The organism is Streptococcus sanguinis SK49 (assembly GCF_000212815.1).
Lineage (GTDB): Bacteria > Bacillota > Bacilli > Lactobacillales > Streptococcaceae > Streptococcus > Streptococcus sanguinis_C.
Genome location: NZ_GL890985.1, coordinates 1,439,975 through 1,457,250 on the forward strand (window position 1 = coordinate 1,439,975; position 17,276 = coordinate 1,457,250).

Sequence of the window (17,276 nt, forward strand, 5' to 3'; positions counted from 1 at the left end):
TTTTGTCTCTTACTTATTAAAGATTGATTGTCTGAAGTCGTCTGTCTCACGAAGATAAGCATTATAAATCTTCTTCTTGAGCAGGTTGACCCAGCTAGCATCAACACGGCTAGTTGCATTGGTAATGTTGCGTACATCCTCTGCTACTGCGTCGTCCATCAGCTTCTGCATCTCTTCATAAGAGCGAATGGTTACTTTCTGAGTACTGTTTGGATTTCTAAGCTCGTACTCAATGGTGATTGGTTTAAGCTTGGTCAGCTGATCAATCCGCTCTTGGTACATGGCCTTCTTGAAGGCTACCCAGGAGTCATATTCACCCTTGAATACATTTTCCAAGACTTTCTGGTCAGTCACGAGACCAACATCTCTTCCGGACCATCCATCCCAAGTTTTCTTACCTTCATCGAAGGCTTCCTTAGAGTACTTACCAGAAACATGAGGGATAAATCCTTCATGGTAACCCTTGGCTGCCAGCAACTCATAAGCTGTACGACGGAACATAACATCGCCTGGCGCTCCATTTGGATTGCTCAAGGCTGAGTAGATTGGTGAGAAGAGGCTGAGACTGAGGTAGCCATTTCGGCCATATTTCCCACTATCCTTGTTCTCCCGACGAGTGATAACATCATTTTCAATCAGGGAGTTAAAGGTTTTCAGCTGCTTGATTTCCTCAGCAGTAAAGCTTCGTGTCTGGTTACCAGCGTGGGTTTCCTTACCATACTTATCAGTAACGTAGTAATTCTCCATCTTCCTGAACCACTGGAGCTTAGCGTCATCACTTTGTTTGAGCATAGAAGTACCTTCTAGGTAATCTAGCGTGTAGATCATGTCAAACATACCATGGACATAGTGCTGTAGATCTTCTGCATTTTGAACGCGTTCCTTGAAGTTATATGTGTGTAGGCGCGTTTTAGAATCCTTGTCAACCTTGAATAGGGTATTGAGCGTAATAGTTGCCTCATCAGCACTTGGAGTAGACTGCAAGAGTCCGCGAGCATAAAGCTCAGCTCCCAGACCTTCGCGACGGCCATTGCCTTCAAAGTAGATACCACCGTCAGAATTATGGGTCATCTCATGCGTGTAGACAGAGTTACCATAGTCTTCTAACAAGCGAGCAGCATCAAAGTGGGTTACACTTCCTGTAGCGTATGCATTGTAGCCCTTACTTGGATACCACTTGCCAGCTGGTCCAAAGAACTCCTGCATAGCCAGTGATTTCTTGTCATTAGCTGGAGCCCAATATCTTTTACCATCCTTGTCAACCAATGAGAATCCATCGTAAACCAGAACAGAACGGAAGAGCTTGTCCTTGCTTTCATCGTTTAGAATCTTATACCAGAAGTCATAATGATCGCGCTGGTATTCAGCTGTTTTTCTCACTCGGTCTTCGACATATTCAGCTAGCTCTGCATCTGTCCGAACCCTGCCATTGGCATCAAGGCGATAGCGATCATAAGCTCCCATAGAGATGGTAGACATATTGGAAATAGCATAGACACCCTTCTCAGTCATGGTCAAGAGCGGCAGGAGCATGCCCTTGTGTTCCCAATTATCAGCAGTAATCTTATCATAAACGCCGACAGAATACTTGCTCTTGCCCTCGGCTGCATCCTGAAGCTGTCTCGCTTCTGGCACATCCGACTTGGCCTCAACGATGTAGGCTTTTGTATTGGTCTTGAGCCATTCATTATTGCTCTTGTCCGGCAGGAAGAGCTGACGATAGCCTTCCAGGTAGTTAAAGAGCCCTCGTTTACCAGTCGCTTCAGAGAGCGAGGTATCATAAGCCATATAGTTGTTCTTGGCTTTAAGATTATTAAAGCCTGACTGACCTAGTGAAATAATGGTATCTAGCGTTGAAGCGTTATGATTTCCAAAGAAGTCAAACTTATAGGCCGACAAATCCTTGACATTGATATTGTCATAGTTGATATTATACCAACGGTTAAGATAGGTCAGACCGAGCAGGAAGGCTTCCTTATTGGCTGTAATCTTCTGAGCTACATAGTCAGCCACGACATCGCCTTCAGTATTGATGGACTTGTCCATAGCCAGAACTTTGCGCAACTCTTCTGACAGCTTGGTCTTGACTTGGTCAAAGGCTGTATCCAGATAGAGATCATCCAGAGAAGTGTCAGCATTCACGCCTAAAACAGTTCGCATAGCGGGGGAGTCAAGGACAACCTTGTTCAACTCTGGCAGCACTTGATTGAGAATCCTGCTGTAGTCTGATAGGAAAGCTTCTGGCGTATAAAGGAGGTCTAAGCCGTTTACACTGTACTCTGCAATTGCCTTATATTTGAAATCTCCCTTATAGGTCAGATCCAGGTAGTCAACCGTATTATCCTCAAAGTGCAGCATCAGACGGTTAATTCCGGTCTTGTTGCTATTGATATCAGTGATAATCTGGTCACCTTTCATTGGAACAGCATCCAGTAAGTACTCCGTATTGAGCTTGTGATTATCTGGAAGTTTATTTCCATAGGCAACGATGGTCTCCTTATTGTAGAATGGAAGGAGTTTTTCCATGTTAGCATAAGCTATCAGACGGTCTTCTCGAGCATTCTTTTCCTGGGCATAGTTGACAGAATAAAGGTTGAGATTCGTGTCTTCTAGCGTGGTCGTAATGTCTAGGTCAGCCAGCTTCTCTTCTGCCTCGTTCAGAGTTAATGTTGAAGTGACAAACTTGTCATTTTCCAGTGTTTTATTTCCTTCAACGGCATAAGCTTCTGTGATACGGTTGTTCTCATATCCCTGATCGCCAGAAATACTGTAAACATTTGTACCACTGACGTTACTGATAACATTATCAATCAAGCCATTGAAGTAATTGGAACCAACCACACCACCAATCTGACCGTTCTTAGTAGAGTTTTGAATCTTTCCAGCTACATAAGAGCGGCTGATGCGGGCATTGCTTTCCAAACGGCCAACCAGACCACCGAAGCGTTGGTTGTTGACTCTAGCACCAGCTAGAATGGTCACATCTGCCCTGCTTTGACTAATCAAGGAGTTTCCTCCCTTAAGATTGGCAACCAAACCACCGACATTGTATTCTTTGCCCTGTTTATCATTTGACACGATAGTTCCAGTAAAGGAGCTATTGGTAATTTGGGTATTGTTAGCAATAACGACCAAACCTGCTACCTGTGAAGCATTTTCTTTCACTTCTACTCTACCTTGGACAGAAAGGTCTGTAATTCGAGCATTTTCTGCATTGCGGGCCAGGGCAGCTGAATCATAGGTGCCTACAATATTGACCTCTTTCAGGTCCAGATTAGAAACAGAGGAACCACTCTTGAGATTTTCAAATAAAGGCTTGGCTAGATTATAAATCGCGTACTGCTTGCCATTATGGTTACCTGTCAGACTGCCTGTGAAGTTCCCTTTGAGGTAGACATAGTCCGCAGGTGCCAGACTAACTTCGCTTGCATCCAAATCTGCTCCCAGAACATAGTTGCCAGCCATATTTTGCTTCATGGCATCTATCAAACCAGCAAAGCTAGTGTAGACATTTTGTTGACTAGGGACTGCCTTACTGATATAGAAGTCATAGCCAGACTTATAGCCTGTCTCACCTTCTTGGACCAGCTCAGGCAGAGAAACGGTCACCTTATAGACGTCCCTGCCATCCTTATGACTTTCCGCTATGCTGTGAACCGGCAGGAGCATTTCCTTAGATTCACTTGATTTGACTTTGACGAAGTAGGTAGACAGATCCGTAGGCATAGAGTTCATGGACACGACGCGCTTAAACTGGTCGTTTTCTTTTCTGTAAAACTCGGCCGAATCAATATCTCGGAAGGCAATCTTCTTGTATTCTAATTCAAAATTGCGGCTGTCCGTTTCAAGATCTGTGAAGCTGCCATTATCCAGTTCATAAGTAAGCTTGGTTTTCAGGGTATAGCCTGTATAGTAGTCTAAGTCGCCAATCTTCAGACTTCCTGCGAAATTGGTAATCGGAAGAGTTCGGACGAGCTGATCTCCCTGGTACAATTCAGCAGTCGCTGAGCGGAAGGACTGGGTCTGGTCTTCTAATCTATATTGGACTGTAACCGACTTGTCATCTGCATTTTCTGTCAGACTTAGAATGGAAACCGTTGGCTTGACTTTAGGCACTCCATTTAGAGCATCTTTAGCTGCTGTCAGGCTAGCAAAAGCTTGATTGACCTGCACTTGAGTAGCAGTTTGATTGCTCAGAACTCCTTCTGCCTTAGTCAATTCGTCAGTATAAGCTGTCTGCTTATCTGAATCTGCATTCTTATATTTAGCAGTTGTTTTAATGGTTGGATTTAAATCGTATTCATTTTGAAGAGCCGTTTTTACAACCTCAAGGCCGCTTAACTGAGCTTTAGCTTGATTGATTTGCCCCACCAGTTGGTTAACTTCTGCTTGGCTAGCGTTTGATTGACTTAGAAGCGCTTGACCTGCTGTCAAAGCAGTATCATAGCTAGATTGATGGCTCTGACTATCGTTGAAATAACGTGCCTGAGCTTTAATCTGATCCGCTTCCGCTAATAGATTATGCAGTGGAATTAAATCGAATTCTTCTAAAGCTTCTGCTTTCGGTGCTTCACTTGGCACCATGCTTGGCTTAGCCGTACCGACTTTGACAACTTGCGTTACTGGAACTAGAGTCTCCTCATTCGATAACTCCTGGCGGTCAACTTCTTGACCATTGGAGCTGTATACACGAGTCTTGATTGTTCGCTCGCCTTGCACTCCTGGAGTCGCAATTTGGCGAGCATCTCGAACAAGTTCGTCCGTTTCTTCTTCACGAATTGTGAAGTTTATTTTCTCCACTCGAGTTTCATCCGTGTAAGTTAGCGGATACTCTGGCAATGCGTCTGCTTTTGGTGCATCGCTTGGCACCATATTTGGCTTAGCCGTGCCGACTTTAACAATTTGTGTTACTGGCGCTAGAGTCTCTTTATTAGATAGTTCTTTACGATCGATTTCCTGACCGTTGGAGCTATAGACACGAGTCTTGATGGTCCGTTCGCCTTGGACACCCGGGGTTGCGATTTGACGGGCGTCTCGTACAAGCACGTCCGTTTCTTCTTCACGAATAGAGAAGTTAATCTTCTCAACACGCGTTTCATCCGTGTAAGTCAGTGGATACTCTGGCAAAGCATCTGCTTTTGGTGCATCACCTGGTACCATGTTCGGCTTAGCAGTACCAACTTTTACAACTTGCGTTACTGGCGCTAGAGTCTCTTCATTAGATAGTTCTTGACGATCGATTTCCTGACCGTTGGAGCTATAGACACGAGTCTTGATGGTTCGCTCACCTTGAACTCCCGGAGTTGCGATTTGACGGGCGTCCTGTGGCAACTCATCGGTATATTGTTCCTCGATGTTGAAAGCTACTTTCTCTACGCGAGTTTCATCGGCATAAGTCAACGGGTATTCTGGCAATGCCTCTGCTTTCGGTGCATCGTTCGGTACCATGTTCGGCTTAGCCGTGCCAACTTTGACAATTTGTGTTACTGGAGTGAGAGTTTCCTCATTGGACAACTCTTGACGGTCAACTTCTTGACCGTTGGAACTGTAGATACGGGTCTTGATGGTTCGCTCGCCTTGGACACCCGGTGTTGCGATTTGGCGAGCATCTCGAACAAGTTCGTCCGTTTCTTCTTCTCGAATGCTGAAGTTGATTTTTTCTACGCGGGTTTCGTCTGTGTAAGTCAGCGGATACTCTGGCAAAGTGTCTGCTTTTGGCGCATCGTTCGGTACCATATGCGACTTAGCTGTTCCGACTTTGACAACTTGCGTCACTGGAGCGAGAGTCTCCTCATTCGATAACTCCTGGCGGCCAACTTCTTGACCATTGGAGCTGTAAACACGAGTCTTGATGGTCCGCTCGCCTTGAACTCCCGGTGTTGCGATTTGACGGGCGTCCTGTGGCAACTCATCGGTATATTGTTCCTCGATGTTGAAAGCTACTTTCTCTACGCGAGTTTCATCGGCATAAGTCAACTGGTACTCTGGCAAAGCGTCTGCTTTTGGCGCATCATCTGGTACCATGGTTGGCTTAGCAGTTCCGACTTTAACAACTTGTGTTACTGGAGCCAAGGTTTCTTCATTGGACAACTCTTGGCGGTCGATTTCTTGTCCGTTGGAACTATAGACACGAGTCTTGATTGTTCGCTCACCCTGGACTCCTGGAGTTGCGATTTGACGGTTGCCTTCTGGAATTTCGTCTGTATACTGTTCTTCGGTGGAAAAATCTATTTTTTCCCTTCTTATTTCATTCGCCGTAGTCAGTTCTAATTCTGGTACTTCATGCACTGGTGCCGTGTCTGGAGTAGTGCCGTAATTAGTTGATTCTGGTACTTCATGCACTGGTGCTGTGTCTGGAGTAGTGCCGTAGTTAGTTGATTCTGGTACTTCATGCACTGGTGCTGTGTCTGGAGTAGTACCGTAGTTAGTTGATTCTGGTACTTCATGCACCGGTGCCGTGTCTGGAGTAGTACCGTAGTTAGTTGATTCTGGTACTTCATGTACCGGTGCCGTGTCTGGAGTAGTGCCATAGTTACTTGCTTCTGGTACTTCATGCACTGGTGCTATTTGAGTAGTTTGAGAAACGACTTGATCCTTTTGTACATTTTTTTGAACTTTACCAGTTCCAACTAAGACAATCTCATCAACAGGTTTTATTAACAGTTGATCTGAAATTACTTCACTTTTAAAAAGATCCTGAGTATTTTTATTGTTTCTATAGTAATTTCTAGTTACTACTTTTCTACTTCCCGCTACTCCTGTTTGAAAAACCTTTGTTTGCCCCTCCAATAATTCATCTGTTTCTTGATAGAGAGTTTGGTAAGCAACTACTTCAGTCCCAATTGTATCTGAGATTTGAACATCAAAACCATTTTCGCCGTCATCGTTACGACTTATATCATCTTGTGATTTTTCTAGATTTCTACCTGTTTTCTGGCTAGTAATTGCTGGCTTTAGAGCTCTATCTTTTGGTTGCAAGCTCAAATTATTATTAGTGAATTTTAGGTTTAAATGATCTTCAAAAAGACGTGAACCGCCCATTGTCTGGGGAAGAATGCGATTATTTTTTAAATACCCAATATATTCAAACCCTTCAATAGACAAAGGACTTGGTAAATGATTACCGATTCCTAGATTAAGACTTTGATTATAAGAAGCCAACTGAATATTAGTAACAGCAAGAACCGTTGGAGCTAACAAAGATGTACCAAAACTAGTTATCATAAGTAGAGCAGCTAAATGATGCTTACCTAAACGTTTTTTTCGAATAACAAGAATGACCAATGCTACTCCAGAAACGGACAGAACAGTTTCCAAATCTCCTGAAAAACCTGTGTGAGGCAATACTCCAATATTATGAGTTTTTGGTCGGTAGACCAAATAATAAGTATCAGAGTTTTCCTCAACAAATCTTGGCACTTCTTTAATTACTGATTCTTGTTCTTCACGAGTCAATTCCGATTCTGTTACATATTTGTACTGAATTTGAATAGATTCATCTTTAGCAAAATCCTGTGCATGGACAGACTGAATACCATTACCTGCTGAGAATAGCAAAAAAAGGCAACCGATTGCAGCTGAAACTAGACCAATCGATAGCTTACGAAATGAAAAGCGATAAATATCGCGTCCCCAAAAATCTTTTTTCATAAAATCCCTTTACATTATATTTTCTAACCTCTTTATAATACTGAAAGTCTTAAGATTTTTCAAAATTTTTGCTCAAAAATAAATATATTTTTTACAAATTGTCAACCCGTTCAAAACTAACACAACTTAAGCAATAGATACAATCTAGAAAGGTAAAGACATAAAATGAAAGCGAAACTTACTTAACAAATAAAGAAAGTAACATATCTTTATTATCATCATAGCCATTTGGATGACTGAAATGCCATTTCCAAGCGGTTTCGATAATGGTTTCGATATTGTCAAATTTCGGCTGCCAACCCAGAACATTTCTTGCTTTCTCAGAGGAAGCAATCAGCGTATCCGGATCCCCTGGGCGCCGCTCTGCTATTTCCAAAGGAATAGGATGTCCGGTCACCTTTCGGGCGGCTTCTACAATCTGAAGGTTGGAAAAACCAGTCGAAGAGCCAAGGTTAAAGGCATCTGAAGGCTGTCCAGCACGCAGATGCTCAACAGCCAAAATATGGGCGTCAGCCAAGTCGAAAGGGTAGACATAATCGCGGACATTGGTGCCGTCTGGAGTATCGTAATCATCGCCAAAGACAGCAATCTTCTCACGTTTGCCCTGAGCCACTTGAAGCACAATGGGCAGCAGATGGGTTTCAGGTCCGTGGTCCTCGCCGATTGAGCCGTCGGGCTTGGCACCGGCCACATTGAAATAACGCAGGGCTACAAACTTGATGCCGTAGGCCTGGTCTGCCCAGCGCATAATAGTCTCCATCATAAGCTTGCTCTCACCATAAGGATTAATCGGCTTTTGAGGAGTCGTTTCCAGAATCGGCACTTCCTCAGGAATGCCATAAGTCGCCGCAGTCGAAGAAAAGACGATGTTTTTAACGCCGCATTCCTGCATGACCTCCAAAAGAGAAACCATGCCGGCCGTGTTATTGTCAAAATACTTGAGCGGGTCCGCCATTGACTCTGCGACCAGTGAAAAGGCGGCAAAGTGAATGACTGCATCGATGGATGGATGTTTGGCAAAAACGCCACGCATAAAGTCCTTATCCGCCAAATCCCCCTCATAAAAGACTGCTTGCGGATGGACGGCTGCCCGATGGCCAGTCACCAAATTATCAACGACGACTACCTCTTCCTTGCCTGCTGCTACCAGACGGTCTACCATGTGCGAGCCGATATAGCCAGCCCCACCTAATACTAAAATTGCCATAAAACCTTCCTTTCCCTGTTACGATAGTTTCATTATAACACATTTCCTAGGGCTGGATGCCGACGGATTGGACGAAGCGCATGAAAGCCTCCTGCCCTTCCTCTGTTCGCTTGTAAACTCCCGCATCTTCCAGTACTCGGCTGAAAATTTGTCCAACCGAGGCCTGAACTACTCCTTCCACCATCTCAGCGGAAACATCTAGATTCTGGTCTTTGAGTTGATTGGCCCACTCCTGATGATAGGCCGCGACCTGACAGTCTTCTCCCAGCAGAAACAGTTCCACCTGCTTGAGTTCTTCCTTGAGCCGAGGCGGCAGAATAGCCAGTCCCATAACCTCAATCAGACCGATATTTTCTTTCTTAATATGCTGCACATCCCTATGAGGGTGATAAATACCGTCCGGATGTTCTGGGGATGTTTGATTGTCCCGCAAGACCAAGTCCAGCTCAAAAGATCCATCTTTCCTGCGGGCAATCGGTGTGATGGTATGGTGCAGCTCACCCTCAGACTCTGCCAATACCTGCACACTCGGGTCAGAATAAGTCCGCCAAACTTGCAAGATCTTGTCAGCCAACTCAATCAAGAGTTCTTTCTTCTCAGACCTCAGACGAATGACAGACATGGGCCACTTGACAATACCTGCTTCCACCTCTTCAAATCCGCTAAAAGTAAAGCTGCAATCCAGCTCTGCCATTTCCATAGGGAAGGTATGACGTCCGCCCTGATAGTGGTCGTGGGTCAGGATAGAGCCGCCGACAATAGGCAGGTCGGCGTTAGAACCTGCGAAATAGCCTGGAAAGGTCTCAACGATGTCCAGCAGGCGCTCAAAGGTCAGCCGGCTAATCGCCATAGGAAGGTGCTGACTGTGCAGAAATATGCAATGTTCATTAAAGTAGGCATAGGGCGAATACTGAAAACCCCACTCCTGTCCAGCCAAGTCAAAGCGGATAATCCGATGATTGGCGCGAGCTGGGTGGTCCAAGCGACCTTGGTAGCCTTCGTTTTCCATGCAGAGTTGGCAGGCTGGATAATTGCTGTTTTTTGCCTTTTTAGCTGCCGCAATTTCCTTGGGATCCTTTTCTGGCTTAGAGAGATTGATGGTGATTTCCAAATCTCCATATTCAGTTGGCGATTTGAAAGCAATGTTTTTAGCAATAGCCTTGACCTTGATATAGTCATTCTTTTGACTAAGCTGGTAAAAATCAGCCACAGCTTGCTGAGGACTTGAGGTATAAGTCGTCCAGAAGTCCCGATTGAGCTGGCTAGGAGCTGGTGTAATCAAGTCCATGAGCTCAGCTCCCAGTATATCCTGCTCAGCCAGAGTATCACCAATCTTCCCATTCTTCACAGCTACGGCTACCAAGTCATCCTTAAGGTCAATTAGCTGCTCAGCCTCTGTTTCCTGCTCTGCCACTGCCTCTCCGACTAAAGCCATGACACGATTGCTCAGATAGATGGTGTCCATTTCCTCAAAAGTGCTATTGTTAATCACTGCTGATACAAAAGCATCCAGTAACTTCTTGGACATAGATCTTCCTTTCTTTTGCTAGTAAAGAGAGTGGGACAGAAATCGGTAATTCGTTAGAATTCGATTTCGTCGTCCCACCTCCGCACAGTTGATTAGGGCTGTAAAAGCTGATGAAATCAGCGTAATAGAGCCCACTCAACCACTGCGTCTTGCTCGACAATCCAAAGACAATTGAGAGGCTAGGACTTTTGTCCCAGACCCAAGTTCCTTTTCTCTGATTTAGTCCAGCACTCGGCTTCCGCCAGCTACTTCTGCAATGTAAAAGCTAGGGGCATAGCCGACAACTTCTTGATACTTGCGGCCGACATTTTCTTTGAAAAATTCCACCGCATCCTTAGCAACTAAAGCAATGGCGCAGCCGCCGAAGCCTGCTCCGGTCATACGAGCCCCCAGAACACCTTCTTGCTCCCAGGCTGTGTGAACCAAGGTGTCCAGCTCTAGACCAGTCACTTCATAGTCATGCTCTAAAGAAACATGGGACGCATTCATGAGACGGCCGAATTTGTCAAGATCGCCTGCCTGCAAAGCTGCTCGCGCTTGCAAAGTGCGTTGATTTTCTAAAACAGCATGGCGAGCCCGTTTGAGACGGTTTTCGTCCTCAATCAGATAGCTATACTCATCAAAGGCCCACTCGTCCAACTCACCCAAGGTAGCGATAGACAGCTTGCGATTGAGCTCTTCAACAGCTTTTTCGCACTCCGCCCGACGCTCATTGTATTTAGAGTCCGCCAACTCACGTCGCTTATTGGTATTCATAATCACTACGACATTGTCCTTGAGATCAAGCGGCACCAAGTCATATTCAAGAGTATTGGTGTCTAGGTAAATAGCCCGCTGGTCAGCTCCCATTCCGATAGCAAACTGGTCCATAATGCCAGAATTAACCCCAATAAATTCATTCTCAGTTAATTTACCGATTTTCACTAGGTCCAAACGTTCCAACTGCAAATCAAAGAGTTTCTCAGCAATGACACCCGTCAAAAGCTCCAGCGATGCAGAAGAAGACAAGCCCGAGCCGTTGGGAATATTTCCATAAACATAGACATCCATGCCTCAATCGATCGTATGCCCCGCCTCCTGCAGAAAATGCAGAACTCCTTTCGGATAGTTGGTCCAGTTATGCTCAGGCTCAAAGTGCAGGTTTTCCAGCGGCACTTCAATAATCCCTTTTTCTTCAAAATTCCCTGAGAAGAATCTCAAGAGCTGATCGTCCCGCTTGCGAGCCGCTCCATAAGTTCCTAGAGAAATTGCCGCAGGAAAAACATGGCCGCCGTTATAGTCCGTATGCTCACCAATCAGATTAATCCGACCGGGTGAAAAGAAAGTGTGGTCCGCTTCTACTCCAAAAACCTTGGCAAAATCTGCGCGGACTTGCTCCGCTGAAATTAGGTTTGACATAAGCTAAACTCCTTTAAAATGAATGATCGACATTGTAATCGTTTTCTTATCTTTATTATAACTATTTTCAAGTAAAACTTCAATAAATTTAGTAAAATTTTACTTAAAAAATATAGGACAAGTATTTACTAAATTCTTCTTTGTTATTTACTAATTTTTGAGTTATAATTTATGTAGACAGTAAATTGAAAAGGATCAAATCAAATGGCTACTATCAAAGATATCGCTCAGGCTGCTGGTGTTTCTCCCGCAACTGTTTCGCGGGTTTTGAATTATGACAAGTCCATGTCTGTCAGCGATGAGACGCGTAGGAAGATTTTCGATATCGCTGAACAGCTCAACTACAAAAAAAGCAACAGACAGAAAAAGACTTTGCCTCAGACCCATCGCATCGCTATCGTTGAATGGTACACAGAGCTGGATGATCTTTACTACTACTCCATCCGCTTAGGTATTGAAAAGAAAGCCCATGAACTGAGCTATGATATCGTGCGTATTTTCAACAACGACTCTCTAAACCAGCTAGAACAGATTGACGGCATCATTGCCATCGGAAAATTCAGCAGCAAGCAAGTCAAGGAGCTGGAGCAATACAGTCCTGCCCTGGTTTTCGTGGACAGCGATACGCTCGACCAAGGCCACAGCTGTGTGACAACGGACTTTGAGCATGCCGTTATTCATGTTCTTGACCATTTTCTTCAGCAGAGCATTCGAGAAATAGGGATGATTGCTGGACGTGAAGAGACCGCAGACGGAACGATAAGTCTTGATGACCCGCGCTTGGCCTGCTTCTGCCATTACCTTAGTGAAAAAGGTCTTTATCAGCCGGCCTATGTCAAGGTCGGCAAGTTCTCCTCAGAGTCTGGCTACCAGCTGATGAAAGAATTGATTGACCACCAAAAAGAACAGATGCCCAAAGCATTCTTCATAGCCAGCGATGCTCTGGCAGTCGGTGCCCTCCGTGCTCTTCAGGAAGCAGGAATAGCTGTTCCCCAAGATGTCCAAATTATTTCCTTTAATGATACATCTATTGCCAAATACGTCTATCCACCTCTCAGCACTGTGACAGTCTTTACAAAGGAAATGGGCAAGCAAGCTCTGCAGATGCTGGATCAGGTGATTAAAACCGATGAAAGTCCCATCCCTTACATGATCAAGCTCTCTACCAAGCTGACACTAAGAGAAAGCAGCCATTAAGTTAGAAAGACCGCCTATGAAAACCTATGAAAAAATCTTTGACATCCTCAGCCAGGCTGACGACTATGTCAACGGTGAAAAAATAGCTCAAGAATTGGGCATTTCACGAACTTCCATTTGGAAGGCCATTCAAAAACTGGAGAAAGAAGGCATCCAAATCGAATCCGTCAAGAACCGGGGCTATCGATTGACAGCGGGTGACTTACTGATTCCTGATTGGATTGAAGCGCACTCACCTGTTCAGGTCTTCTTCAATCCTGACTGCCAGTCCACTCAGATGGATGCCAAGGCTGGCATGGAGGCCGGACGCCCTGCCGACACTCTCTATCTGGCCGCTGCCCAATCTGCTGGCCGTGGCCGTTTCGGTCGTACCTTCTTCTGCCCCAGCCAGGGCGGCTTTTACATGTCTCTCCACCTCAAGCCCAACCTCCCCTTCGACCAGCTCCCCTCCTATACTATCTTGACCGCAGGAGCTATTTACAAGGCAGTGAAAAATCTAACTCTTATGGAAGTTGATATCAAGTGGGTCAATGACATTTACTATCGAAACAAGAAAATTTCCGGCATCCTGACCGAGGCCACAACTTCTATCGAGACAGGTCTCGTCACTGATGTTATCATTGGTGTTGGCTTTAATTTTTTCATTAAAGAATTTCCAGCTGAGATTAAAGAAAAAGCTGGCTCCCTCTTTGAAGAGAAACCAGCCATTAGTCGCAATGAGCTCATTGCCGAGATTTGGAAATGCTTCTACGAAAGTGACCCAGAAGAGCTCATCTATCTCTACAAGCAGCGCTCCTTGGTGCTAGGACGACAAGTGACCTTTAGTCAAAAAGGCGTAGACTACCAAGGTTTGGCCAAGGATATCTCAGACATCGGGCAACTTTTAGTCCAGCTGACAGATGGTCAGGAAATATGGCTCAATAGCGGCGAAGTCTCGTTGACCAGTTGGTAATCAAAAATTTCATTTCAAAAGGACTGAGTCTCATAGCTCAGTCCTGTTTTCATTATTTCGGTCCTAGATGTTTATCAATTTCATCCACAATCCGCCCCATGACATAGGAAATCTGCAGATTGCGCAGCACTAAAACTGCCCAGAAAGCAGCCATAAAATAGCGCCCTGCCATGATAGATTCATTGAAAAAATAGGTTTCTAAGGCCGTAAAAACAGCCATCACAATAAATTGTCGTCTGTTCATAGATTTATTATAACATGAAAGCTTAGAAAAATCTTTTTTAATCCTCTTGAATGGTAATTTTTTCTGCTAAAAAGTCAAATCCCTCTGGAATCAAGCTTTCCTCTTCCTTCTCTTCAGCCTCTGCCTTGCCATTGCGGCTGCGAGCTGAAAAGTCCGCCCGAATCTTGGTCCACTCTTCTAAGGAAATAGCCAAAATCTCTGGTGAAAATCCTGCCGCATTGCTGAGGATATTACCAAACATAGTATTGAGATTGTACCGCTTCATGGTCTGCTCAGCGTTGAAGTTAGACTCAAAAGCTAAGATAGCGTGGCTTTCGTTGGCGGCCACTGGCTGCGAGCCTGCCAGCAAGGCCCTATCAGCTCCAGCAAGACTTTCGATAATCTCACCCCAAGCATTCTGTAGCTTGGTCAGATTGCTGCGAGCCAGGCTTGGATTGTCAACAGCCTCTTCTAGGATGGCATTGACCTTATTGCGGTCTGCTCGGTAGCCCTTAGACTTCTGCGGCCGAATATCCGAAGTTTTGACAGCTGCTGCAGGTTTCCCATTGCCATTAGCCAGCTGCTGCTTGAGACTATCTATCTCTTGTCTCAATCCCTTAAGTTCATCAGCTAGATTATCCGGAATCGCTGGCGCTGTAGGAAGGCTGCTAGTCTCTGCCAGTCGAATGGTCATCATTTCTGTATAAATCTTGGGCTGCAGGCTGTTCTTGATGTCTGCCAAACTCTTGGTCGCCATATCTATCATGGCAAAGAGAGTGTCCTGCGGTGTCTTGAGATTTTCCAAAAAGAGCTCGCTGGCATGATGATTTTCCCCGCCAGTTTTGACAATAATCAAGTCACGCAGATATTGCAGGAGGTCCGTCACAAAACGGGCCATGTTTTTGCCACTGTCAAAAATCAGATTGAGATTATCCAAGGCTGCTACTGCATCATGAGCAATCAAGGCTGCTACATAGGCATCCAAGGCTCCTAAGCTGATAGAGCCAGTGATTTCTTCGGCAATGTCTGTAGTCAAACGATTTTCCTGAGTTAAGCTAAGAGCCTGGTCAAGTATAGATAGGGCATCCCGCATACCGCCTTCAGCTCGGCGAGCAATAATCTGCACACCTTCCTGCTCAAAGTCAATGCCTTCCTGATCTAAAATCCACTCAATATGACCAATAATGTCCTGCGTCTTGATAGACTTAAACTCAAAACGCTGGACGCGGGAAAGAATGGTCGCCGGAATCTTATGCAGCTCTGTCGTCGCTAGGATAAAGACCACATTTTCTGTCGGTTCTTCCAAGGTCTTGAGCAAGGCGTTAAAAGCCCCAGTCGAGAGCATGTGGACCTCGTCAATGATATAGACCTTGTGCTTAGCGAGACTAGGCGCATAGGTAGATTTGTCCCGAATATCACGAATCTCATCTACCCCATTATTTGAAGCAGCGTCGATTTCGATAACATCTTCAAGGCTTCCCTCAGTAATGGCCTTACAAATATAGCAGTCATTACAGGGCTCACCGTCCTTTTGATTCGGACAATTCATAGCCTTGGCAAAAATCTTGGCAACACTGGTTTTTCCTGTTCCACGTGGACCAGAAAAGAGATAGGCATGGCTGATTTTTCCTTGCTCCACAGCCTGACGCAGAGTGGTAGCCACTACTTGCTGTCCCACCAGCTGACCAAAGGTCTGACTGCGATATTTCCGATATAAAGCTTGATACATTAGGCTTTTTCTCCAAACATTTCAAAATTCCAAATCGTTTTTTCAAGCAAAATCTGGACAAACTTTTCCAGATATTCCTGATCTACCTTATCATAATCACCCGTCAAGGCTGAGTCCAAATCTAGCACTCCAAGCAGGCGACCATCTTTTACCATGGGCACCACAATTTCGCTCTTAGCCCGGCTATCACAAGAGATATAATTGGCATGCTGGGTCACATCATCTACGATAATCGTCTCTTTTTTCTCAGCAGATTCCCCACATACACCCTTGCCTAAGGCAATATGGACACAGGAAACACCGCCCTGAAAAGGCCCCAAAATTAGCTCATTACCATCAAAAAGATAGAAACCAGTAAAAACCGAATTAGGCAGCGCTTGATTGAGAAGTGCGCTAGCGTTCGACAAATTTGCCAAAGCATTGGTCTCACCCTCTAACAAGGCTTCCAGCTGAGCCAGTAAAAGTTGATAACTTGAAATTTTTTCTTTTGTATTCATAGAGTCTATTATATCAAAAAGCCGGTCTTTCAACCAAGCTTTTCTTTAATTTTGTTATTCAAAAATTCATCAATCAGTCTATTTACAATATCGGGTTGGTCGGTATTAGAATTGTGCCCCGCCTTATCAATCCATTGAACAGACTTCCCAGTATTTCTTTCATAGGCCTTCAAATATCGTATACAAGACCCTGCACGATCTTCTTTTCCACATATAACCAATTGTGGACATTTTACTTCATAGGAAAGTTTGTTCTCCACTGCTTCTGAAAATATCTTATATCCGTATCCCGCAAGACGAGCATACCTTTCTTGATCGCCATCATAAATCATCATATCATACATCAGTTTTCTTCCATAGTCTGTTGTTGATACGCTTTTAGGGCCTGATTTCAAAAGAGATTTCCATGGATAGATTCTATAAATTGCCTCCATATTTTTTAAGAGCCACAATTCCATAGCTGTATAATACTTCCTTTGAAGGGATGGTGAATCAATCGTAACAAGACCTTTTAATTTCTCAGGAAAAAGTTGAGCATAAACCTGTCCTACATATCCTCCCATTGACTGACCAATTACTATTGGATTTTCTATTCTCTCTTTGATAAATATTTCATCCAGCCAACTTGCTAAATCAAATAAAGTAAAATCGAGACGAAATGGATAGGATGAAGCATGTCCAGGTGCGTCCCAAACCAAGACTCTATATGTATCTTTAAAATATTCTATTTGTTTTTCAAATAACCTATGGTCAGCAGTTAGCCCAGGTAAAAAGATAAGAGCACTTTGGGATGATTCAACAGCATCATTTGTCCAATAATGAATTATTCCACTTGGTGTTTCATATATTTTTTCAATCAAAGTTCAACACTCGCATTCTAATTTGTTTAATCTAG

General features: G+C 44.4%; 9 protein-coding genes and 1 pseudogene. 2 read left to right on the forward strand and 8 right to left on the reverse strand.

What is annotated here, in order from left to right; all coding sequences use genetic code 11:
- Positions 1 to 9: 9 nt before the first annotated feature.
- The 4 genes and pseudogenes from HMPREF9380_RS04015 to HMPREF9380_RS0111070 form a co-directional block, all read right to left on the reverse strand.
- Positions 10 to 7,650: an SIALI-17 repeat-containing surface protein gene (locus HMPREF9380_RS04015; protein WP_002933948.1), complete on the reverse strand. Its 7,641-nt coding sequence runs from the start codon at positions 7,648 to 7,650 to the stop codon at positions 10 to 12.
- 178 nt (positions 7,651 to 7,828) lie between these two features.
- Positions 7,829 to 8,857, reverse strand: a complete 1,029-nt coding sequence (gene galE / locus HMPREF9380_RS04010; RefSeq protein ID WP_002933953.1) for a UDP-glucose 4-epimerase GalE — start codon at positions 8,855 to 8,857, stop codon at positions 7,829 to 7,831.
- Positions 8,858 to 8,903: 46 nt separating this feature from the next.
- Positions 8,904 to 10,385, reverse strand: a complete 1,482-nt coding sequence (galT, locus tag HMPREF9380_RS04005) for a UDP-glucose--hexose-1-phosphate uridylyltransferase (RefSeq protein ID WP_002933957.1) — start codon at positions 10,383 to 10,385, stop codon at positions 8,904 to 8,906.
- A gap of 219 nt (positions 10,386 to 10,604) precedes the next feature.
- Positions 10,605 to 11,783 (reverse strand): annotated as a pseudogene (locus tag HMPREF9380_RS0111070) (galactokinase).
- A gap of 204 nt (positions 11,784 to 11,987) precedes the next feature.
- Between HMPREF9380_RS0111070 and HMPREF9380_RS04000 the strand changes: the two are divergent.
- Together HMPREF9380_RS04000 and birA are read left to right on the forward strand one after the other, a co-directional pair.
- On the forward strand, positions 11,988 to 12,980 hold the full coding sequence (locus HMPREF9380_RS04000) for a LacI family DNA-binding transcriptional regulator (protein ID WP_002933963.1): 993 nt from the start codon (positions 11,988 to 11,990) through the stop codon (positions 12,978 to 12,980).
- 16 nt (positions 12,981 to 12,996) lie between these two features.
- Positions 12,997 to 13,932: a bifunctional biotin--[acetyl-CoA-carboxylase] ligase/biotin operon repressor BirA gene (gene birA, locus HMPREF9380_RS03995; protein WP_002933964.1), complete on the forward strand. Its 936-nt coding sequence runs from the start codon at positions 12,997 to 12,999 to the stop codon at positions 13,930 to 13,932.
- Positions 13,933 to 13,984: 52 nt separating this feature from the next.
- Here the strand turns inward: birA and HMPREF9380_RS03990 are convergent, their stop codons facing one another.
- The 4 genes from HMPREF9380_RS03990 to HMPREF9380_RS03975 are packed head-to-tail and all read right to left on the reverse strand — an operon-like array spanning position 13,985 to position 17,241.
- Positions 13,985 to 14,176, reverse strand: coding sequence for a DUF3272 domain-containing protein (locus tag HMPREF9380_RS03990; protein WP_002895701.1), 192 nt, complete (start codon positions 14,174 to 14,176; stop codon positions 13,985 to 13,987).
- Between the two features lie 37 nt (positions 14,177 to 14,213).
- Positions 14,214 to 15,884, reverse strand: coding sequence for a DNA polymerase III subunit gamma/tau (gene dnaX / locus HMPREF9380_RS03985; RefSeq protein WP_002933967.1), 1,671 nt, complete (start codon positions 15,882 to 15,884; stop codon positions 14,214 to 14,216).
- Positions 15,884 to 16,381 carry a GAF domain-containing protein gene (locus HMPREF9380_RS03980; RefSeq protein ID WP_032907529.1) on the reverse strand — a complete coding sequence of 166 codons (498 nt, stop codon included), beginning with the start codon at positions 16,379 to 16,381 and terminating at the stop codon, positions 15,884 to 15,886. Before HMPREF9380_RS03980 ends, dnaX begins: the two co-directional genes overlap by 1 nt.
- Before the next feature lie 29 nt (positions 16,382 to 16,410).
- Positions 16,411 to 17,241: an alpha/beta fold hydrolase gene (locus tag HMPREF9380_RS03975; protein ID WP_002933970.1), complete on the reverse strand. Its 831-nt coding sequence runs from the start codon at positions 17,239 to 17,241 to the stop codon at positions 16,411 to 16,413.
- Positions 17,242 to 17,276: the final 35 nt, after the last annotated feature.

Excerpts from the sequence above, each read along its gene's own strand:
- galE (WP_002933953.1), bottom strand. The coding sequence starts at position 8,857 with ATGGCAATTTTAGTATTAGGTGGGGCTGGCTATATCGGCTCGCACATG.
- HMPREF9380_RS03980 (WP_032907529.1), bottom strand. The coding sequence starts at position 16,381 with ATGAATACAAAAGAAAAAATTTCAAGTTATCAACTTTTACTGGCTCAG.
- birA (WP_002933964.1), top strand. The coding sequence starts at position 12,997 with ATGAAAACCTATGAAAAAATCTTTGACATCCTCAGCCAGGCTGACGAC.
- galT (WP_002933957.1), bottom strand. The coding sequence starts at position 10,385 with ATGTCCAAGAAGTTACTGGATGCTTTTGTATCAGCAGTGATTAACAAT.
- HMPREF9380_RS04015 (WP_002933948.1), bottom strand. The coding sequence starts at position 7,650 with ATGAAAAAAGATTTTTGGGGACGCGATATTTATCGCTTTTCATTTCGT.
- HMPREF9380_RS04000 (WP_002933963.1), top strand. The coding sequence starts at position 11,988 with ATGGCTACTATCAAAGATATCGCTCAGGCTGCTGGTGTTTCTCCCGCA.
- dnaX (WP_002933967.1), bottom strand. The coding sequence starts at position 15,884 with ATGTATCAAGCTTTATATCGGAAATATCGCAGTCAGACCTTTGGTCAG.
- HMPREF9380_RS03990 (WP_002895701.1), bottom strand. The coding sequence starts at position 14,176 with ATGAACAGACGACAATTTATTGTGATGGCTGTTTTTACGGCCTTAGAA.